Here is a 21,651-nt window from a genome sequence, read left to right as displayed (position 1 = left end):
CGGGTATACAGGTGGTACCGGCAATGACGCAGGGGCGGGGTAACTCCGCCCCTGCCGTTAATCAACAACGGATGGTTTGTGTATGAATGGTCTAGAACAGGCCGGTTATCTTGCCAGTTTTCAGGTCGATGTCGACGTTCTCTCCGGCTGGTTTGGACGGGAGACCGGGCATGGTCCTCATATCGCCAAGAAGCGCGTAGAGGAAGCCCGCGCCGACGGAGGCCTTTATGTCACGGATAGGCACGCGGAAGCCGTTGGGCCTGCCAAGGAGCGCCGGATTATGTGACAGCGACAGGTGGGTCTTTGCCATACATATGGGCATATGGGTATACTCCGTTCCCCACCCGTTATACAGTTTTATCTTCTTCTTCGCCGCGGGCATAATGTCTATACCGTCAGCACCGTATACCTTTGTGGCGATGGTCTCCATCTTCTCCTCAATGCTCGCGTCCAGGGGGTAGAGGAACTTGAAATTCGAGGGTTTTTCAGCGGCGGCGACTACTGCCTTGGCCAGTTCCTCCGCGCCGGCTCCGCCCTCCGCCCAGTGGTTTGACTCAACGGCGTCTTCGGCACCGTGCTCCCTCGATATCGCCTTCACGGCCTCTATCTCCGACTTTTTATCCGTGTGGAATGCGTTTACCGCCACCACTACGGGCACCCCGAAGCCCTTCATGGTCTCTATCATCTTGACAAGGTTCTCGCAGCCCTTCTCGACCGCCGGCACGTTTTCCCTGAGGAGTTCGTCCGGCAGGGGTTTTCCGGCCACTATCTTGCCCACACCGCCGTGCATCTTCATCGCCCGGATGGTAACCACGATAACGGCGGCGTTCGGCGTGAGGCCCGAATAGCGGCACTTTATGTTCATAAACTTCTCCGCGCCGAGGTCGGCGCCAAACCCGCTTTCGGTCACCACATAATCGGCGCACTTGAGCGCCACCTGGTCGGCCACGATGGAACTGTTGCCGTGTGCGATGTTGCCGAACGGGCCGCTGTGTACGAACGCGGGCGTGTTCTCGACGGTCTGGAGCAGGTTGGGGTTAAGCGCGTCCTTCATCAACACAGTCATCGCTCCGGCGCACTTCAGGTCTTCCGCCGAAACGGGTTTTCCGTCACGGGTGCTCCCGATGACTATCCTGCCCATCCTCTGCCTCAGGTCTTTGAGGTCAGTGGCAAGGGCCAGTATGGCCATCACCTCGGATGCGACACAGATCTCGAAACCTGCCTCCCTGGGCACGCCGTTCAGCTTGCCGCCGAGGCCTATTATTATGTGCCTGAGCGCGCGGTCACTTATGTCAACCACCCTGGGCCAGGTTATGCTATACGGGTCTATGCCCATCTTATTGCCGTGCATCAGGTGATTGTCAATAAAGGCGCTGAGGAGGTTGTGAGAGACGGATACGGCGTGATTATCGCCCGTCAGATGGAGGTTGAAATCCTCCATGGGCACTATCTGAGAATAACCGCCACCGGCGGCACCGCCTTTTATTCCAAAGACGGGTCCCAGTGAAGGCTGCCTTATGGCGATTATGGTCTTTTTGCCTATCCTGTTCATGGCCATGCCCAGGCCGACAGTGGTGGTAGTCTTGCCCTCGCCCAGCGGCGTGGGCGTTATAGCGGTTACGTCTATATACTTCCCGTTGGGTTTCTTTTCCAGCCTTTTCAGGATACTCAGATTTATCTTGGCCTTATACTTCCCGTAGAACTCCAGCTCGTCATCTTGTATCCCCAGTGAACCGGCTATCTCTTGAATGGGCTTAAGCTTTGCCGCCTGTGCTATCTCTATGTCGCTTGGGACTTTGTTTGCCATTTTTTCTCCATCAGTTGATCGCCTTGTAACCTTTGAAAACACCTTACTTAACTACTCCGGCCGCCGGACAGGCACCTCCGATACCGCGCCTGTCAGGCAAAAAACCGTCTCTATCGTCACCTGCAAATCAAACAGACCTTTACAAAAACCTTACCATTTATTGATTACCGTCTCAGCGGCGCCTGCCACGCCTCCTTAAGACGATGTATGTCGGTATAGATTACTGGCCTTCCGCGCGAACCTCTTACAATAAAGACCGTATCGCCCCTTACCTTGCCTATGAAACCGCAGGGCACGGCCTTCATAACACGCTTAAAGGCCTCATAGTTCTCCGGACTCACCTCTACCACGAACCGCGAGGGTGACTCGGAAAAGAGGATGGTATCATCTCTCATCGCACCACCCTCCGCAGGCACCCCTTTTACGTTCAGTTCCATGCCAAGCCCGCCAGCGAAGCTCATCTCCGCCGCCGCAACCGCAAGACCTCCCTCTGAACAGTCATGGCACGCCCTGACAAGTCCCTTCCCGGACGCCTTTGAAAGGGCGTCCATGATATTCTTCGCCTTGTGCGTGTCTACACGCGGAACTTCGTTACCAACATGGCCGTGTATGTGGTAATAGTGGGAACCGCCCAGTTCCGCCCTCGTCGGCCCAACCATAATTATAAGGTCGCCGGGCGTCTTCGCGTCCATAGATACCGCCTTCCTCACGTCTTCCATTACGGATATGGCCGATATGAGTAATGTCGGCGGTATGCAGATAGTATCACCACCCGCGCTGAACTCGTTGTTTAAGCTGTCCTTTCCTGAGATAAACGGCGTCCCGAAATAAAGGGCCATATGATAACAGGCTTGTGCCGCTCTTACAAGCCCTCCAAGTCTATCGGGCAGCTGGGTATTACCCCAGCAGAAATTGTCCAGCAGGGCTGTCGTCTTGAGGTCGCCGCCCACAGATATTATCTGTCTCAGGGCCTCGTCTATCGCACAGGCGGCCATGTGGTAGGGGTCTATGTCGCCGTATTTAGGGTTCATGCCGCAAGAGACAATTACGCCGCGATTTGAACCCAGAATGGGCGTAACGATGGTGGCGTCTCCCGGCCCGTCGTTCCTGACACCCTGAAGGGGTTTAAGCACACACCCCCCCTGCACCTCGTGGTCGTACTCTCTGATAACAGACTCCTTACTGCAAACGTTCCACGAGGACAATATCTTTAAAAGATCTTCCGTATAGTCGTTTTTCTCAGGCAGGTCAGGTTCCGGATGACGTTCCGGCGTCCACTCAGCCTTTCGTACCACACGAGGAAGCCCCTCGTGCAGGAATTCCATATCCAGTTCTCCCACGACCTTACCCTCATACCTGAGTGTAAGCGTCATATCGCTGGAAAAGCTTCCAATCACGGTGGCTTCCACGTCTTCCGAATCAAAAAGGCTGATAAGCCTCTCGGCGTTCTGTGGCGGTACGGCAAGCACCATCCTCTCCTGCGCCTCTGAGACCCATATCTCCCAGTACGAAAGCCCCCGGTACTTAATCGGGACCGTGTCAAGGTCAACGACCGCACCCAGGTCTTTACCCATCTCTCCTACCGCAGACGACAGGCCGCCCGCGCCACAGTCGGTTATGGAACGGAAGAGACCCCTGTCTCGCGCCTCAAGCAGCAAATCGGTTGTCTTCTTTTCCGTAATCGGGTTACCTATCTGAACAGCACCGCTTGAGACGGTGTCGGATTCATCTGTAAGCTCTACAGAGGAGAAAGTGGCGCCGTGTATGCCGTCTCTGCCGGTCCGGCCGCCTACCAGCACTATCAGGTCGCCCGCCAGCACCCTTTTTTCGCACCTTTCCCTGGGTATGAGACCCACATTGCCACAGAAGACCAGTGGATTGCCAACATACCTTTCGTCAAAGAAGATGGCTCCGTTTGCCGTAGGGATGCCCATCCGGTTCCCGTAATCCCTGACACCCCGGACTACGCCCTTAAAGACACGCCTTGGATGCAGGGCGCCTCCGGGTACCCGGTCGTAAGGCATGTCCGGCGGTCCAAAGCAAAAAACGTCCGTATTCATAATGGGTTTAGCACCAAGGCCGCAGCCCAGTATGTCCCGTATAACCCCGCCTATACCCGTGCTTGCCCCGCCATAAGGTTCTATGGCTGACGGATGATTGTGGGTCTCCACCTTAAAACAAACACCATAATCCTTGTTGAACTCTATGATACCCGCGTTGTCCTCAAACACGCTCATGCACCAGGGCTTGCGCAGCTCACGTGTGGCCTTCATTATGGTCTCTTTAAGCAGATTGTCTATAATTTCACCGTTATACTCCACCAGCCCGCGAAGGGTCTTGTGCATGCAGTGCTCGGACCAGGTCTGCGCGATGGTCTCCAGTTCAATGTCGGTGGGTTCCCTGCCGGCTTCTTTAAAATATTCCTGAACAGACAACATCTCTTCAAGACTCAGATACAGCTGTCTTTGTCTACTCATCTCAACCAGCGCCTCAGGAGAGGCGCCGAGCAACGGAACGCTTATCTTCTTAAACACATAATCGCGGGGCGGTCTGGTATGTGGTATCTCCTTTGAATCAATGAACACGTCCTCGATAGTGCTGTTCGAGAGTATCCTGGCAGCTATATCACTCAATTCCTCTCCGGTCAGCCTGCCCTTGAGCCCATACTGCCTGGTCCTCTTCAGGGATTTAACCTCAAGTCCCAGGTCCTTTATTCCCCTTATGGCCGTAAACTCGACGGGGTCCATAACCCCCGGCTTTCTGACCACCTCAATGGTGTGCCCGGCTTCCTTCCCGGGTGACGGGCGGTGTGAATTGAAGGCGTAGTCCTGGACAACAACGTCGGCGAGCAATTCCGTACATATCTTCTCTATGTCTCTATCAGAAAGCTCGCCTTCAATAAGATATATGTCCTTTGTCCTCACCTGCTCTATTGTCTGGATGCCCAGCGAGTGAATTTCAGCGAGGATTTCTTCGCCCGCGTGGTCCGGCAGTTCCGGTTTCTGAAATATCTCTATCCTGGTATGTGTCATTAGAGTTATTTAACCTTATGCGCGATCTTATCTCTCAGGCGTTTGGCACGCATAAGCTTGGCGGACAGTACCCGTGACCATCTTCCGTCTATTGCGGATTTTAGAGAGTCCAGCTCCTTTTGGAACACGTTCAATACGCCCAAAACCTCATGGCGGTTCTGGAGTAATATGTCGCGCCACAGCTCGGGGTCGCTTGACGCAATCCTCGTCATGTCGCGGACTCCGGGCCCGCAGTATGGTAATTTCTTTTCATCCACCGTGTTAGCCAGGGAGGCGGCCAGGAGAAGCGGCAGGTGGCTCGTCGCTGCAAGCGTGCGGTCGTGTTCGTCCGGGGTCATAACGTGTACCCTGGCACCCAGCCCGCGCCACAGGGATTTTATCTTCCGGAGGGCGCGTGCGTGCTGGCCGGTGGGCGTCAGTATGCAGACGGCCCCCTCGAACAGGCCGGCTCTTGCCGCCGCCACTCCCCTCTGCTCAGAGCCGGCGACAGGGTGGCCGCCGATGAACTCTACGCCTTCTTCTTCTGCCATACCCTCGATTAGCTCTACTATCTGTCCCTTCGTGCTGCCCACATCTGTTAAAACGGCCCCGTGCTTCATGGCAGGGATGGCCGCAGCGGCCATCTCGGGAATCAGCCGTACTGACGTACACAGGATTACTATGTCCGCATCACATACGCCCTTCCCTATATCCTGCGTGGTACGGTCAACGGCGCCCATCTTTACGGCCTTCGTCAGGGATACCCGTCGATGGCCTACACCTATTACGGTTCCGGCAAGCCTCCTTTTCTTGAGGCCGAGCCCAATAGAGCCGCCTATCAGGCCGGGCCCTACGATGCAAACCGTACCGAGTTTCTTTGTCGTCTTTGTCGTCTTTCTTGCCATAGCTACTACACATACAAATAAAGCGTTTATTACGATTACGAAAAAGCCCCATCAAATACTACACAAACGGCCTTTTGTCAATAACTTTAGCGTACTTCAGGTCAATTCGGCATGCTTTCCGGCAGGTTGATAATTTGGGAGACCGCTTCTGCGACAGGACTCGTGCCGCGGGACCTCAGCGCGGCACCCACTCAAACCAGTCGTCTGCGCCCCCTGAGCGACGTTCCGGCAGTTTTACTGTCTCTTTCTCAAATGTTTCTTCTGTTTACTTCACGGCCTCCTGCTTATCGACCTTCCTTTCTGAGATTCGCGCGGACAGGGCGCCCGGTATCATTTTACCGATACACAGGCGCGTCCTTCAACTTACCCGGTATTCTCGGTCATTATATAGTCGTTGTGTTTCCTCTCTCTATGGCATTTTATGCACATGGGAGGGGAGCCTGAGATCAATGCCCTGCCCTTCGGGGTGTATTTCGCCCAGAACCAGTCGCCACAATCAGCATCACAGCCCTCTACCTTGTACATTACCGTAATGGATAATAACTTCTTGTTGGGCAGATAGTTCTCCTTGACCAGGATGGAGCCGTTAGCCATGATTTTGGCCTGCCGTATTGCCGAATCGAGCGCCTCAAAATTGACGTACAGGGTCAGAAGGGCCCCATGAGGCGCGGTACCATTATAAAACGCCTCCTTACCCGGCCAGAACTGCCACGTCGTATAAGGTGAGTCCTTCGTGATGTACTTCCAGAGCGCCTCCGCGTTGGGCGCCGGAGCGCCGGGTGCAACCACAACCTTTTTCTGTACACCTTTAACGGCGCAAGAGGTTACAAGAAGAAATAAAAACCCCAGAAGCAGAAATGACATGAACAATGACCTTGGTTTCATATGTTAGTCTCCCAGTAATAGTAAGTCCTTTGTTTTCCTCATCCCGGATGTTCAGTCATTATGTAACCGTTTGCCTTTTTCATTCCGTGGCACTCGATACACATGGGCACCTTGCCTGCTGCCTTTCCCCCCATCGCTATCTCACCCTTCGGGGAGTATTTGGCCCAGAACCAGTTGCTGGCCTCAGGATTGTAGCCGGCCACCTTGTACATCACAGTAATAGCGGCAAGGGTCTTGTCAGGCTTGTAGTTCTCTTTGACTATGATGGAGCCATTGGGCATGGCTATGACTCCAGCCTTCCTCTTTATGGCCCTATTTATTGCCCTAAGAGCCTTGTTATTTACATAGAGGTTTAACAGGGCCCCATGGGGCATAGTACCCTTATAAAGTGCCGTCTTGCCGGGCCAGAACTGATATTCAGTGTAAGGCGAGTCTTTTGTGATGTAACTCCACAGTGCCTTTCCGTCCGCTGCTGGGGCACGTGGTGCAACAAAAACCGCTCTTGGCTCCTCACGTTTAGCACAGGATAGGACAAAAAGAAAGAAAAAACCCAGAAGTAAAATTGGAATAAATAAAGGTTTTAGCTTCATGATTAGTCTCCTAGTAAAAGATTGTTAAATCCGACATCACGGGACAGCCTTTTTGTACTTAATGCAATTCAACTCTCCCTTCTATAAGGAAATTATCCAGGCCATTACAAATGCAAGAAACACGTAGCAGCTTAAATGCTTTTACAGAGGTCTCTTATTCGAACCTAAACCCTTTCATGGTAAAAAGTCTCACGCAGGCATCCACCACATTAGAGTCATAAAGAACTCCCCTGTTTTGCTGGATTTCCTCCAATGCCTTGTCTATACCGAGGGCCGGGCGGTAAGGCCGGTGAGAGGACATGGACTCAACAAAATCAAGTTTTGCAACAATCACAAAAGACCATTCGCAGAGAAGCGACCTCACCCCTGGTCAGTACTGAAAGAATCTATTCTCTTATCTCCTTCAATAGAATAAATGTTCGGCTCATAATACGAACTCTCCCTGGCTTGCTCTACGCGGTTATTACAGTGGTAACACCTACGATTATGAGGGCTTTCACTCCTAAATCCCTTTCCGCACATCAGACATGTACGGACCCTTCTATTTGTCCTTATCCCGTACCTTTTCCTATGTAGAAGCTGTGCCTTGTTGTCCATGCAACCACCCCTTTATTCCATTATGCCAATCACAATTTATATTTCTTCATGAGGACTTAATATTGCACTTTTTGAAAATTGCAACAGTGCAATACAAGAATGCAGCGTCTATATGCTGTCTTAATCTGGAGTGTGTTGTACCGGAGAGAGGTTTTATTCTAGAGGTACAAGATTCGCACCGACGATTATCCTAAACCCCTTAGGGCTTAGAACAAAGTCCATGAATTCTTTGGCCATTCCCTTTGGCGGGCCATCTGTAACAAAGGAGAGATTTCGGGATATGGGGAAATGTCCGCCTCTGACATCGGCAGTTGTGGGATAGATTACCTCTTCCCCCACTTTGATTCCCAGACCTCTTACGTTGGCGTTTATCCATGCGTGGGAAAGAAACCCGATTGCCGCACCGCTAGTGGCAACGGCCATCTGCATATCATCGTTAGGGCCTGTTACTATAGTAGCTCCTGGGGCTGCATATTTATCGCCAAAGATGGCCTGCATAAAGACGTGTCTGGTCCCCCTATCAGACTCCTTGTCCACTACCAGGATTCCCCTGTCAGGGCCTCCAAGGTCTTTCCAGTTCTTTAACTGTCCACTGTAAATATCCCCGATTTGGGATACGGATAGATGGGTTATCCCCGCCTCATAGACCTCTGAGGATACTACCGGGACCACCGCATCACGGGCAAAGGGTGTGAGAAAGAAGTCTACTTCCCGGTATTCTCTTTGCTCCTTTTCACTAATGTCTCTGGATGTCATACCGATGTCGACTGCCCCCTTGGCCAAAGCGCTTACGCCAACCCCAGAGCCACCAGGAGATACCGTTATCGTTACCTGTGGGTGTTTTTGCATAAACTCCTCGGCGGCCCTACTGACAACCGGGAGGCAGGTTGTGGAACCGGAGATGGATATAGTGCCCCCTGAACTACCTGGTTCACCATAGCAACAGGACGTAAAAAGCAGCGCGGCAACAATATTTCTAAGGAGAATTACCATCAAGGTTTTTCTCTCTTACGTCCTTTGTTTCAACAGATGAAGATGAGCTGGGGATATGTCCGAGAACTCATCCAGGTCCTTCAGCGGCTCCAGGGTTACGAACGACAGGCCCTGTTGTTTTATCTTTTCCGTTGTTTGTTGAAAGACCCTGCCGGTACTCCAGTCTATCGAGTCGAATGTTCCGGGTGCATGACTCGAAAGCCCCAGCAGGTAATATCCGCCGTCTTCGGCCGGGCCGATTACCACGTCTTTTTCCCGAAGATGCTGAAGGGCTCTGGTAACAATGTCCTGTGTGACGTCCGGGCAGTCAGTGCCGACCACTACGGCCCGTCCGGCACCAGAGTTGAAGACGGTACGAAAGGCGTTAGATAGCCTCTCACCCAAATCTCCTCCCGACTGTTGAATATAGCATTGGTCGTCGCCCAGCCAGTCCCGCACGTCTGAGGCCCTTTCGGGCGGGTCAAAGAATATAACCGTCTCATATTGTCCGCACCCTTTGAGGCGATGGATAATATCCCCGGCCATGCGCCTGTACAGGCGGGCGGCCGCTTCCTTGCCGAGTGTCCCGGCAAGGCGGGTTTTCACCTTTCCGGGCTCCGGGTATTTCACAAATATCATAAGGACATTTCCTATCGCCATCGCCTATCTCTCATCCTGAAATATTGTTGTATTTGGGAAATAGTCCTTCCACGCAAACCAGAAAGATACCATATTGGGTATCCGCTCCAGCCTTTGACCCTTGAGTTCACCCTCTACCGCCTCCCCCGTAAGGCCATGCCATAGGCTGCTCGTTTCGTTATCCGCAATTAACAACTCGCCTGAAGCTGAATTTCCCCTCTCTTTGAAGGTTAGGATTTCTTCTCCTAGTGTTCTATCGAAGACGGTGGCTGTCTTGCTTTTCCTCGAAAAGACTACTACAAGCCTCCTGTCATATACCTCATCGTTGACCACTGGGGATTTATCCAGGTATGAAAATGGATAGGCCCTGGCCGCTGGACCAATCTTGACCCCCACCACGTGTTCCTTAGGGTGTATTCTCTCATCTGGATGCCGCAGGGGTACCATTCCGACCCTCTTATCATCGGCATAATAGTCCTGGTAGGGGTCGATATCATATTTTCTCCCCAAAAAGCCGCCTTTTGACAACACTACCGTTGAGGGATTTGCCTGTTTCCACTCCCTCCAGGTGGTATGTGTAGATGGCAATGATTTCAAGACCTCTCCTTTTAATGTGCCATCGATGGCCTCGCCTGTAATATGGCTCCACAGGGAGTGGGTCTGCCGGTCGTACATGAGCAGTGCATTCATCCAGAGTTTGCCAGAGACACCAAACTCAAGGGGTTCACCATTTACTCTGTCACGGATGTAGACCACACCCGTAAAGCACAGCGGTCACCAGGTGACGGCAATATGTTTCTCTGCAATAACATCATTTACTATCTCGTGAGCACTCAAGACGTAGAGGGGATACGCCTTCATCTCACTGTTCATCTTCAGGCCGATTACCGGCTCGTCTTCTCTCATCTGCTTATCTGCCTTTTCACCAGAGACGAATTTGGGGTTATCTATCGACCTAATAGCGTCTTCAGGCAAGACTGAAAGTATCTCCATGGGGTCTACCTCGACGCCCCGGGCCACGGCCTGATACAACTGCAGGCCGCCTAGAAATGCCGCACATAGGCCCAGAATACACACGTAAGGGATTTTTGTGTCTTTTTTATCCACAGCACTTGCTATCCGAATCTTGTTCGCAGACAAAATCGAGGGGGGCATTGTCCGTTGGATCAATAATAACGAAACGGCCTGAGTACGGGGGCTGCCTGAGTTTCTCCGCGGTATCCGTGCAGACCGCTACCTCCTCACCCCTGGGAAAGAGATGGCCCTCTTCATCTATGACCGCCTTCTGGGGGCCGAGGTAAACGGCCCTATGGCCCTGATACGCGCACTCCGCCCGCTTTTCGTATTTGTAGCCCCTTGCCGTCACAGAGAAGAACCTGTAACCCTCCACCTCCTTCCAAAAGGTCTTGGAAAGTATCTGGGTGCCATAGAAACCGGCCTGTTCGAGAAAGCACAGAAATTCTTCCTCCGTAAGGGCCCCGCTAAGACACTGTCCCCACAACAGCCTGTCTGCGCGCAGGCGTTCGGGGATTTTCCTGTCGCAAACTATGTCCGACACCACAATCCGGCCATGGTCCCTGAGCACCCTCCACATCTCGCGGAAGACCTGCTTTTTATCCGGCGAGAGGTTTATCACACAGTTCGAGAGTATTACGTCCACGTACCCTGACTCGACGGGGATTTCTTCCAAAAACCCCTTCCTGAACTCTATCACGTCATAACCCAGATTCCTTGCCACTTCAGCCTTGAAACTGTTGGCGGTATCCAGCATCTCGTCTGTCATGTCCACGCCGATTACCTTTCCGCTCCGCCCAACCTGTTTTGCCGCCATGAAGCAGTCTATGCCGGCCCCTGAACCGAGGTCCAGGACCTTCTCCCCCCCGGCTATCCCTGCCACGCCGACCGGGCCTCCGCATCCATAGGCCCGTTCAAGTACCCCCTTCGGTATATGAGCCACGTCATCGGCGGAAAAAACCTGGGCACAGCAGAGCCCCTCGTCCGGGTCCGTAGCGGCACGCGCGTAGAACTCGCGCACCGCATGTCTTGGCGCGTCAGGGCCTATAGAAAGCACGCAATTTGAACTGAGCGTCCTCACCTGAAATTTTTTGCCGCTGCCCCCGCCGCTGCCACTGTTACCATCATCATTATCATTTCCCTCGCACCCGCCTTCATTGCACGAGGCCGCGCCTTCCCCCATACCCCTGAACACAACAGGCGCGTTAAAGCCGGACTTGTCATTAACAGCCGTCGCCCTGGCTGCGTCTGAAAGGTCGTGCATGGTATCGAGTATCAGCGCCTTGTACAGCTCACAGTAGGGGTCCATTTTTGAAAGAGAAATGGAAAGGCTGTCTCTGTCCCCGTTCCGGCCGGAGTAGAGATATGAATGTTCTATGTCGCCGCCCCCGCATATAAATCTCAGGTGGCATTCTGCGCAGACGGGTTTATCACGCAGGGTAGCCTGCCTGAACTGCCTACAAATGAGGGATTTTTTCCATATCTCCTTTAAGGTATTTTCGTTTATATCTCCACATGACAGGCCACGGTAACCCGCAAGGGCGGCGGACGGATACACCTCTCCATCGGAGTACAGGCAGAGACTATCCCAGCATGCGTTACTCAGGTCGTAACGGGTAAAGGCCGGCGAATCCACTCGCATTCGAATAAAAGACAGGTTATCAATTATTATCCCGGTCTCAAGTGCAACCTTTTTGGCCTTTCTTATGGATTCGATGAGTTTTGATGCGGGTACCGGTCGGGAAGTATCCATGTCTTCCAACACCCGTCCCCTGTGATGCATGAACAGCAGGTGGTGATTGCGCACGCCCAGCTCCGCCAGCAGCTTTGTGACCTGCCAGACGTCCTCCGCGTTGCTCGGCGCTATTACCGTCGAGACCGTGATACTCAGGCCGCTCTCAACCGTCCGCTTGATATTATCAATAATCCTGTGAAAACTGCCCTCGCCCCTGATGGGGTCGTTTATCTCCGGGCATGAGCCGTCGAGACTGACCTGCAAACGCAGGCGGGAGACCGGGAATTTTTGGAGTCTTTTCAGTTTCCTCTCATCGAGTACCGTCCCGTTTGTGAGTATGGTGAGCGTGGAATCGTCATGTCCAAGTACGTGTTCAATGAGTTCAAAAATGTCCTGTCTTAGAAAGGGTTCACCTCCGGTGAAATAGAATTGTCTGACGCCAAGTTCACGGGCCTCGTCCATGACGCGCATTATCGTCCCGGTTGAAAGTCCCTTATCCCCTGAGGGTGAGGAATCGACCAGGCAGTGGGTGCACGAAAGATTGCATGAATTGTTGGTATGTATCCACAGCTCTCTCAGCCGGTCTAAAGAAAGGTGGGCATACCTGCCCCCATACGATGTCACGTCAAACACGGAGCCGGACAGGAATCCGTGCCGGAGGGCGTCTCTTGTAAGTGTGTGGACGTCAAGCCACGCCTTCGCCATGTCCACGCCGTTTCCGGCGGAATATTCGCCGACGACCTGACCAAACGTCTTCGTTCCGTCAAACGACGCCAAAATCTCTGCCCCGGCCGCGCCTGTCACCATCCAGTTCGGCCCCTCCGGGTCTATAAGCACCGCGTCCCCGTTTGAACCCGTCTGCGTGCGGTAGAACGCGGGTGCGTGTAAGACGGTTTCCGTACCCAGTACCTTTATCGAAATCGAATTACTCATATTATACCTGCCCACTTGACACACAGTAGCCGCTTATACGTTTCCACTATACAAACCATACTTCCCGGCCAGACTGAAGTTGTTAGATGAATAAAGTATGTATAGTATCTAACATTTTGTTCCTGGATTTCAAATGAAATATAGGGGGCTGCGAAAGAGGTGTTATAGGCCCGCAACAGGCCCATGAAGCACGATGGGCTCCAGCTATATATATTACGACACCGCTGAAAAATGGGAGAGAAAGCTGTCATTGCGAGGAGCGAAAGCGACGCGGCAATCTCATAATTCGATTCCACAAGAAAATACGGGATTGCTTCGCTTCGCTCGCAATGACAATCCGTGGCGTCGTTATGTATTCTTTTGCTACTTCCCCGGAAACCTCGTTATCATTAAAAGTTGCAATTACATGCAGTTTGTTATAAAAATGATTCTTTAGGGTCTATCACAGATTGCAGCTTATGAAGAACAAACGTGAGGGTCAACAAACTATGCGGCGTCTTAGAAATCTGTTTGAGATAAAGGGAAGACCTGTTCTTTATTTTGTGCTTGCGGGGCTTGTGTTAGCGGGTCTCACGGCAAAACTCTGCGCGCAGGAATGGTCGCCGAGCTGGCAGCTGCCCAAACGTGACCGTCCGGCTAATCTTACTGACGGTTCCATCACAGGCCGGGGGGAAATGCCGGGGAGCAGGTTCTTTGTGCCAATGATATGCGGGACATGTCACACGGACATATTCGCGCAGTGGAAGGGTTCAACACACGCATACGCGTGGTATGACCCCCTGTTTCAGGCCCTGTACCAAAAGGGCCTCAAGGAGGCCAAGGGCGAGATGGAGAAGGCGGCATTGGACTCCTGTGTCCGTTGTCACAATCCTGTGGGTTTCACCTCCGGGGAGTGGAAGACCGGCCAACCGGCAATGCCGGCTGAGGCAAGTAAGGAAAACATATTTTGCGACTTCTGCCATTCCATAAAGGCCACCACCGGCATAGGCAACGCCCCTTTTATAGTTGACCCCGGAGACGCGGCGAAGATGGACTTCGGGACAAAGCGCGGACCCTTCAAGAACTGCCCCGAGACACAGCATAAGACGGAATTTTCCGAGCTGCATACACGGTCGGAATTCTGCGGCTCATGCCACGACGTCTCTCACGCGGGAACCAGGCTGGCCGTGGAACAGACCTACACGGAGTGGCGGCTCGGTCCCTACAATACAGGCGACCCTGAGACTGCCGTGCACTGTCAGGACTGCCACATGCGGCAGAGACCGGGGGTGCCCGCCACGGGTGCTACCGAGAGGCCGGACAACCCGGGGTTTGCCGCAGCAAAGCACGTGGGGGGTATAGAGAGGCCGCATATATGGACACACTATTACGTCGGCGGTACCAGCCTCATCCTCGGCCCGCCCGCCCAGGACCCGGAGAGACAGAAGATGGCAGAGGACAGGCTCAAAAACGCCGCCACAGTGGAAATTTTACCACCCTCCGACATAAAGCCGGGCGAGCTGTTGAAACTCCGGGTCATGGTGAAGAACGTGGGTGCGGGCCACTACATCCCTACCGGGCTCACAGAGGTGCGGCAGGTATGGCTTGAGGTGGCTGTGACGGACGCCGGCGGAAAAAACGTCTATCACTCCGGTAAGCTGGACGAGAACGGCAAGATTGATGAAGACGCGGTTCTATATCACACCGTCTTCGGCAACAAGGACGGAAAACCCACCTACAAGGTCTGGGAGGCCGACCACATCATCTCCGACTACCGAATCCCCCCGAAAGGAGAGATGGTTGAGAAATACGCCTTCCTGGCGCCCAGTGATGCAAAACTGCCCTTACAGGTAAAGGCAGTGCTTCATTACAGGAGCGCGCCTCAATGGCTGGCGGTGGAACTGTTGGGGGACAAGGCGCCCGTAATCCCTGTTGTTGACATGGCGGAGGCCACTGCCACAGTGGCCGAGGCAAAAGCCACCGCGAATTGAACAGGGCCGTTGTCCGTTCTCCACGCAAAACCGTGTAAGCGCGGACAATAGTCCCACGCACGATTTCGCATGGCCTGCGGGACCGTGGCAGGATTTCGCTTGCTTTTCGGCACAACTTTGGTATCCTCTTCTGCGAAGGGGTGGCATGGCTTGTAGATATGGAATGCCAACGGATATGAAAAACCAACGCGTAACCTTTGCCCTTCTTCTCTTCCTACTGTCCTTACCTTTCACGTCGGGTTGCACGGGAATAGAAAAGGCCCCGGGCAAACAAACCATAAGACTTACCAAACCCATACACAGCGATGAGCTTGAATTCAGCGACGACAATATTGATATCTACTTCATTGTCCAGCAGAGAAGGATAGACTTCGGCCTAACGAATAAGACGCAGGGGCCTATCGCTATAATCTGGGACGAGATTATCTTGAGAGACCCGGAGGGCGCCACACACTGGGTAATCAACAGCGCAGAGGACCAGGATACGGTGCGCACCAAGACGGCCCATGCAACTACGACACACCCCCATATAGACCCCTCCACAATTCCTGCGGGTGCCTCATATAATGACTACATTAAACCCTTCCCTTCCGGATTTCAGGACGTCCTTATATACCCCTTGAAATATGCGGGGGGATCAAGGATCAAGTTAACCCTGCCGTTGGAGATTGGAGAACACATCAAGGTCTATACCTTCGGCTTCGAGGTTATGGACTGAGGTAAATATATCTAAACATTCCCTTTGTAACCAAAAACCCCGGCCGGAGAGATTTCGTCATCTAAACGGCGGGGGGCCGCGCGGTTGATGCGTTGGCCTCTTCTACTGCCCCGCTGGGAATTCCGTAAGTCCGCGTCCGGCCAATACAACCCTTCCATCAACGACGGATTCCGCGTAACCGCTGGCGTGCCGCATGCACACAAGATACGGCATCACCGCGTCAAATAAATGACAATAAAGGTACCGCACTGTAGGGGCACGTTTCGCCTCTGGTGGATCACGCCCCTGCATCCTGTATTCCCGTATGCATTTACCCTCCCCCTTGACGGGGGGAAGAGGGTGGACAACGACCTTCTGGCCCAACAACGTGGCGAGTCTTCGATATGGTCGTTGATTTAATGTAGCGTTGGAGCTTGCTCCAACGTTTTAACGTGGCAGCAAGCTGCCACGCTACACACTAAATTGCGAAGAATTACACTGAGGCGGTGAAACCGACGTAGGGACAGGTTTTTAAACCTGTCCGCAATCTTCATGAGATTGCTTCGGGGCTACGCCCCTCGCAATGACAAGAGCAACCATACGCGCGATACAAATCATTTCCACTTCGGGTGGGCAGACCTGCCTCCACTAAAATGGAAAACCCCTTAATACGACGGATTGGGCGAGAAGTTCGTCGCCTGCCAGTAAGATTCACAGGCCCAGGGATTACGCTATGTTTCTGTTGCAAGTCCTTTCATATATAGGCTATAATGCGCTTTTCAATAAGGAGTATCTATGGCGAGCGGCTGGGATGTCAACCTGCTGAGGGCGGTATGGCTAAACGCGGGGGTTGGCCTGATGGTACAGGACAGCGACCGGCAGATTGTCGCCGTAAATCCCTCCTTTGAACAGATTACCGGCTGGCACTGGAGAGATATAGGGGGAAAGAGATGCGACCTGATCTTTGGATGTCATACGTCCAGCGGAAAATGTATACAGGATGAAGACTGCCCTGGCTTCCGGGTAATAAATGGAGAGGTGCCGAGGGTAACCAGGGAGTTTTTGATAAATCTGGACGACGGAGGGGAGTGCTGGGTAGAGGCTACGGTCTTCCCCATAAAGGACGATGAAGGTAGGGTAGAATACATCGTCACCACCTTCCAGAACACAAGCGAGAAGAAAAGATATTCTAAAGAACTCCTGCACACCAAGACCCTTGCCTCACTGGGACAACTTGCCTCGGAACTTGCCCATGAGGTGAAAAATCCTCTTAACGCCATCCAGATACAGATGCAGCTCCTCGAACAGGAAATATCGTCACATAAGGAGGCCTCCCGGGGCGAGATACCTGAAATGGTCTCTAAAGTAAAGGAAGAGGTGGCGCGGCTGACAGGGCTGGTAGACAACTGCCTCAAATTCTCCCGGTCGGGCAACCTTGTAATCAAGAAGGAGGCCTTGGAACCCTTGCTGGAGGACCTGGTACAACTGGTAATGCCACAGGCCGACCTTATTGGCGTCAAAATTCGCCTGGACGTAGAACAGGACCTTCCAGCGGTAATGGTTGATAAGGAGAAACTCAGGCAGGCACTGCTTAACATAGTCATTAATGCCTTCGAGGCGATGCCGGACGGTGGCACGTTGACGATTCGGGCCGCCAGGGACGGCAACGCGGTCAAGATGATATGCAAGGACACGGGGCGCGGTGTCCCTGAAGACGTGAAAGACAATATATTTGAGCTGTTCTTTACCACCAAGAAGGGCGGTACTGGCATCGGCCTGCCACTCTCATATAATATAATTCAGTCCCACGGAGGCACTCTTTCATGCAACTCTGATGGTAGAGGTACCGAGTTCGTGATAGAATTGCCTCTGGAGAATACGCCAGGATGACACCAGGTTCAAGAATACTGGTAGTAGAAGACGACAAGAATTCCTTAAGCGGTCTTCTGAAGCTATTGCAAAAAGAAGGCTTTGAGGCCAGCGGGGCCATTTCCGCCTATGAGGCCCTGGCCCTGCTTGATACACAGCAATATGACATTGTCCTCGCCGACATGAAGCTTCCCGGAATGGGGGCCCTTTCACTTATTGACGAGATTAAGAAGAAGGATGGTGACCTGCCCGTAGTGGTCATGACCGCCTACAGTTCCATTGAGAACGCCGTCACCACCATAAAAAAGGGGGCGGAGGATTACCTGACAAAGCCGCTGAACATTAACACGTTGAAACAAACGCTTAATAAAATCAGAGAAAGGCAGGAGCTTCTAAGACATAATGAGGAGCTGAAGGCGCATCTGGAAAAGAAATTACCTTTCCCGGAGTTCGTGGGTAAAACCCCGGAAATGCAGCAGGTATTTCGGACAATCCGTGATGTCGCTACCTCAACCGCCACAGTGCTGATTTACGGTGAGACCGGGGTCGGCAAGGAAATGGTGGCACAGGCCATTCACCGGTCCAGCACACGAAAGGATAAGCCATTTGTGGTCTTGCATTGCGCGGCACTTGCAGAGGGCGTGCTTGAGAGTGAACTCTTCGGGCATGATAAGGGCTCCTTTACGGGGGCACTCTATACCCGTAAGGGACGCTTCGAGCTGGCACACCAGGGCACCCTCTTTCTTGACGAACTCTCAGAAATGAGTACCCATATGCAGACAAAGCTCCTGCGGGTAACAGAGACGGGTCAATTTGAAAGGGTCGGGGGACAAGAAACACGTGCGGTAGACGTCAGACTCGTCGCGGCAACCAACAAGGACCTTAGTAAAGAAGTTGCGGAAGGCAGATTTAGAGAAGACCTGTATTACAGAATCAACGTAATCAACCTGAGTATACCGCCTCTCAGAGAAAGAAAGGCCGACATACCGTTACTCGCAGACTACTTCGTAATACGCTACGCGCAAAAAAACAACAAACAAATTAAGGGCGTATCACCCGAGGCGATGAAGCTCCTGGCGGCCTACAGCTGGCCCGGTAACGTGCGCGAGCTTGAAAATACCATCGAAAGGGGGGTCGTACTGTGCAAGAAAGATATCATAGGACCCGAACACCTGCCCCCCAACCTCGTAACTAGCGGCCCCGCAACCGCCCCGGTTCTGCAGGTCAACATAGGCACCCCTTTAAAGGACGTGGAAAAAAGGGTTATCTTGAAGACGCTGGAGCTAACCGGCGGCAATAAGACCGATGCGGCCAAGCTCCTTGGGGTCTCTGCCCGCAAGGTGGACTATAAGGTAAAAGAGTGGGAGAAGAAGGAGGAGGATAAGGACTGATTCCGCAAATTTTTCCTGCGAATCTTGCCGTCCAGGCCGAAAAAGGCGAAATTTTTTCTATTCTACCGCCAGACCATCACTTTTCCATCTTTCCCGTCTTTTCCAAAAGCATCACTAACATATTGTAACAGCAATAGTTATACCTTCGGCGAAAACTTTGGCACGGCAATAGCTTAATGATTAAGGACAATGAAGCTTATGGAATCAACTGCATTAGATTATTTTGAGACGCTGGAAGAGGAAATAAGGGAACATCCGGCCCTCAATCACCCCTTTCTCGAGAAGTTCAGACAAGGCAAGCTTTCTCTGGACAGGATAAGGATATTTGCCCGGCAATATTACCTGTATTCCCGTTGGTTCGGCCGATACCTTTCCGCCATAGTGGCGAACATTCCGGATGAACGTCCGCGAACCCTTCTTATAAAAAATCTCTATCAAGAGTATGGCGAGGGAAACACGAATAATAGTCACCCCGCCATATTTCGCAGGTTTATGAAGGCCCTGCGCCTGGATTCGCGGGAGGTTGAAGAATGCGAGCCACTTCCGGAAATGCACCTCTTCATACACGAATACCTCTATATCTGTCAGGGAGGACATTTCCTAAAGGCGCTGGGCGCTATAGGCCCCGGCACGGAATCCATCGTCCCGTATATCTACCGGCCCATTTACGAGGGCCTAAAGAAGGAACCCTCCCTGAAGGAGGAGGACATAGAATTCTTCGCCCTCCACATAACCCTGGACGTTGAACACAGCGCAAACATAAAAGAGGCCCTTCTTGAATACGCCAGGAGCGAACGGAATCAAGCACTGATAAGGCAGGGCGCTATGACCGTCCTCAGTGCACGAACCGTTTTGTGGAACGGCCTGGAGAGAGCTTGTTGTGGATAGGTTTTAGCCTTTTATGAAAAGGAGAGTTGATTTATGGTTAAAGTTGCAAATGCGTTTCTAGAGTCTTTAAAGAAAGAAGTTCATGCTCATCCAGCCATGAACCACCCTTTCCTCAAAAAATTTGGTGAAGGAAAGCTCAAACCGGAAGGTCCGAGAATTTTTGCGGAGCAATATTATCAGTATTCACGGAATTTCTCTATGTACCTGGCCATGCTTATTAGCATAATACCTGACGAGCCTGCCAGAAAACCCCTCATAAAAAACCTTTATGAGGAATATGGGGGCAGGAGTGAAGAGCAGCGTGACATGGACCTGGAACTTGTGCACGCCAACATATTCAGGAGTTTCTGTAACGCCGTTGGGGCCGATCTCGGGCACGTGGTGCCGCTTCCAGAGACGTCACTCTTCGTGGAGAGATACTTTAACCTCCCCAAGTTACATTATATCGAGGCCATAGCCGCACTCGGCCCCGGTACCGAGTACATAGTGCCCTATATCTACAGACCCATCCTCGACGGCCTTATAAAGTTAGGGTACAAAAAAGAAGACCTCCTGTTTTTTGACGCGCACATCACCCTGGACGTGGAACACAGCGAAAACATATGGGAATCGATGGAGCCATATGCCGATAACCCGGAACACCAGGAACTGATGAGGCGCGGGACAAAGTACATGCTGGACGCCAGGCAGGTCTTCTGGAGCGGCCTGGAAAGGGCTTGCTGCCTGTAACCCCCGGGGAGCACCCGTTTGCCCGTTGGTTGTTCAATCTGTGTGTAGAAACAACTGGTAAGAAGAGGCAGCACCTTAATGGCCAGAACACCTGAGCAATTCTTCAAGGAACTGAATGCTGAATGCCAGAACCATGTGGCGGTAAAAGGACATCCGTTCCTGAAGAAGTTTGCCGCAGGCGACGTCACCCCACAGGGTATAAAGACGTTTGCCGAGCAGTATTACCTTTTCTCCAGGTGGTTCACAAGATACCTGGCCGCCGTTGTCTCTAACATCCCTTATGAGGAGGCCAGAAGGCCGTTAGTCCAAAACCTCTGGGATGAGGTCGGACTCGACTGGAGCGAAGGCAGCCACCCTAACCTCTTCAGGAGGTTTGCAGCGGCTGCGGGTGTTGACATGGAGAGCCTGGAAGAAACCGATGCGTTGCCCTGCACAAGGGCGTTTATTGACGAGTATCTCTTCACCTGCAGGCTCGGTCACTACCTTGAATCCATGGGAACTCTGGGACCGGGGACGGAGGCCGTAGTGCCATACTTCTACAAGCCGATATTTACGGGTCTGAAGAAGAGCGGAAAATTCGGCAAGGACGACCTCTTTTTCTTCGAGGCCCATATCGAGCTGGACGTGGAGCACGGAAAAAACATGGAAAGGGCTATAAAACCCTATGCCAACACCGAAGAGGGCCAGCAGCTCATCTCCCGCGGAGCAAAGAAAATACTGGACATCAGGACCATATTATGGGATGGGCTCGAGAAGGTATGCTGTACACAAGCACTTACAGGTCAAACATGAAGGTTGGTGGGAGGCAAGGGGAAACGTATTTTCCTCTTGCCTTTTTTTGTTTTTATGCTAGATTCTAACGTCCCGTTACTTCTGGGTTAACTATGCAAAGACGTGGCGCTAAGCTGTTTACGTCACTTGCAAATGTTTCTTGTATAGCTGGTAGGGAGGCCTATACTGTTATATGTACCAATATTTTGATGGCAACTTAGCTTTCATATACAGACACTTGCCTAATT

At 52.4% G+C, this 21,651-nt stretch carries 15 protein-coding genes and 1 pseudogene; 7 read left to right on the top strand and 9 right to left on the bottom strand.

The annotated features are described in order from the left end of the window. Positions 1 to 91 precede the first annotated feature (91 nt). The 9 genes and pseudogenes from NOU37_02805 to NOU37_02765 form a co-directional block, all read right to left on the bottom strand. A complete protein-coding gene (locus NOU37_02805) occupies positions 92 to 1,807 on the bottom strand; it encodes a formate--tetrahydrofolate ligase (GenBank protein MCQ4574164.1) in 1,716 nt (571 codons plus the stop codon). Positions 1,808 to 1,971: 164 nt separating this feature from the next. Continuing rightward, a complete protein-coding gene (gene purL / locus NOU37_02800) occupies positions 1,972 to 4,839 on the bottom strand; it encodes a phosphoribosylformylglycinamidine synthase subunit PurL (protein ID MCQ4574163.1) in 2,868 nt (955 codons plus the stop codon). A gap of 5 nt (positions 4,840 to 4,844) precedes the next feature. Next, complete coding sequence (locus tag NOU37_02795) at positions 4,845 to 5,723, bottom strand: prephenate dehydrogenase/arogenate dehydrogenase family protein (protein ID MCQ4574162.1); 879 nt, start codon at positions 5,721 to 5,723, stop codon at positions 4,845 to 4,847. A gap of 363 nt (positions 5,724 to 6,086) precedes the next feature. Next, positions 6,087 to 6,608 (bottom strand): cytochrome P460 family protein, encoded by a 522-nt coding sequence (locus NOU37_02790; GenBank protein ID MCQ4574161.1) that lies wholly within the window; start codon positions 6,606 to 6,608, stop codon positions 6,087 to 6,089. Between the two features lie 38 nt (positions 6,609 to 6,646). Next, positions 6,647 to 7,198 (bottom strand): cytochrome P460 family protein, encoded by a 552-nt coding sequence (locus NOU37_02785; GenBank protein ID MCQ4574160.1) that lies wholly within the window; start codon positions 7,196 to 7,198, stop codon positions 6,647 to 6,649. Positions 7,199 to 7,948: 750 nt separating this feature from the next. Further along, positions 7,949 to 8,788 carry a phosphate ABC transporter substrate-binding protein gene (locus tag NOU37_02780; GenBank protein MCQ4574159.1) on the bottom strand — a complete coding sequence of 280 codons (840 nt, stop codon included), beginning with the start codon at positions 8,786 to 8,788 and terminating at the stop codon, positions 7,949 to 7,951. A 15-nt stretch (positions 8,789 to 8,803) separates the two neighbouring features. Then, the gene (locus NOU37_02775; GenBank protein ID MCQ4574158.1) at positions 8,804 to 9,427 is read right to left on the bottom strand and encodes a TIGR04282 family arsenosugar biosynthesis glycosyltransferase; all 624 of its coding nucleotides are present in this window, start codon (positions 9,425 to 9,427) and stop codon (positions 8,804 to 8,806) included. A 3-nt stretch (positions 9,428 to 9,430) separates the two neighbouring features. Beyond that, positions 9,431 to 10,399 (bottom strand): annotated as a pseudogene (locus NOU37_02770) (DUF3179 domain-containing protein). A 106-nt stretch (positions 10,400 to 10,505) separates the two neighbouring features. Beyond that, positions 10,506 to 13,088 carry a methyltransferase domain-containing protein gene (locus NOU37_02765; protein MCQ4574157.1) on the bottom strand — a complete coding sequence of 861 codons (2,583 nt, stop codon included), beginning with the start codon at positions 13,086 to 13,088 and terminating at the stop codon, positions 10,506 to 10,508. Positions 13,089 to 13,546: 458 nt separating this feature from the next. Between NOU37_02765 and NOU37_02760 the strand changes: the two genes are divergently transcribed. The 7 genes from NOU37_02760 to NOU37_02730 all read left to right on the top strand — a co-directional run bounded on the left by NOU37_02760 (position 13,547) and on the right by NOU37_02730 (position 21,424). Beyond that, complete coding sequence (locus NOU37_02760) at positions 13,547 to 15,058, top strand: cytochrome c family protein (GenBank protein ID MCQ4574156.1); 1,512 nt, start codon at positions 13,547 to 13,549, stop codon at positions 15,056 to 15,058. Positions 15,059 to 15,233: 175 nt separating this feature from the next. After that, positions 15,234 to 15,776, top strand: coding sequence for a hypothetical protein (locus tag NOU37_02755; GenBank protein ID MCQ4574155.1), 543 nt, complete (start codon positions 15,234 to 15,236; stop codon positions 15,774 to 15,776). Between the two features lie 774 nt (positions 15,777 to 16,550). Further along, positions 16,551 to 17,645: an ATP-binding protein gene (locus NOU37_02750; GenBank protein ID MCQ4574154.1), complete on the top strand. Its 1,095-nt coding sequence runs from the start codon at positions 16,551 to 16,553 to the stop codon at positions 17,643 to 17,645. Beyond that, positions 17,642 to 19,015, top strand: a complete 1,374-nt coding sequence (locus tag NOU37_02745) for a sigma-54 dependent transcriptional regulator (GenBank protein MCQ4574153.1) — start codon at positions 17,642 to 17,644, stop codon at positions 19,013 to 19,015. The genes NOU37_02750 and NOU37_02745 overlap by 4 nt, the downstream gene beginning before the upstream one ends. A gap of 198 nt (positions 19,016 to 19,213) precedes the next feature. Next, positions 19,214 to 19,903, top strand: coding sequence for an iron-containing redox enzyme family protein (locus tag NOU37_02740; GenBank protein MCQ4574152.1), 690 nt, complete (start codon positions 19,214 to 19,216; stop codon positions 19,901 to 19,903). A gap of 33 nt (positions 19,904 to 19,936) precedes the next feature. Next, on the top strand, positions 19,937 to 20,632 hold the full coding sequence (locus NOU37_02735) for an iron-containing redox enzyme family protein (GenBank protein ID MCQ4574151.1): 696 nt from the start codon (positions 19,937 to 19,939) through the stop codon (positions 20,630 to 20,632). 78 nt (positions 20,633 to 20,710) lie between these two features. Beyond that, a complete protein-coding gene (locus tag NOU37_02730) occupies positions 20,711 to 21,424 on the top strand; it encodes an iron-containing redox enzyme family protein (GenBank protein ID MCQ4574150.1) in 714 nt (237 codons plus the stop codon). Positions 21,425 to 21,651: the final 227 nt, after the last annotated feature.

Source organism: Candidatus Bathyanammoxibius amoris (assembly GCA_024451685.1).
GTDB classification, from domain to species: Bacteria; Planctomycetota; Brocadiia; order Brocadiales; family Bathyanammoxibiaceae; genus Bathyanammoxibius; species Bathyanammoxibius amoris.
This window is presented reverse-complemented; position numbering and strand designations above follow the sequence as displayed.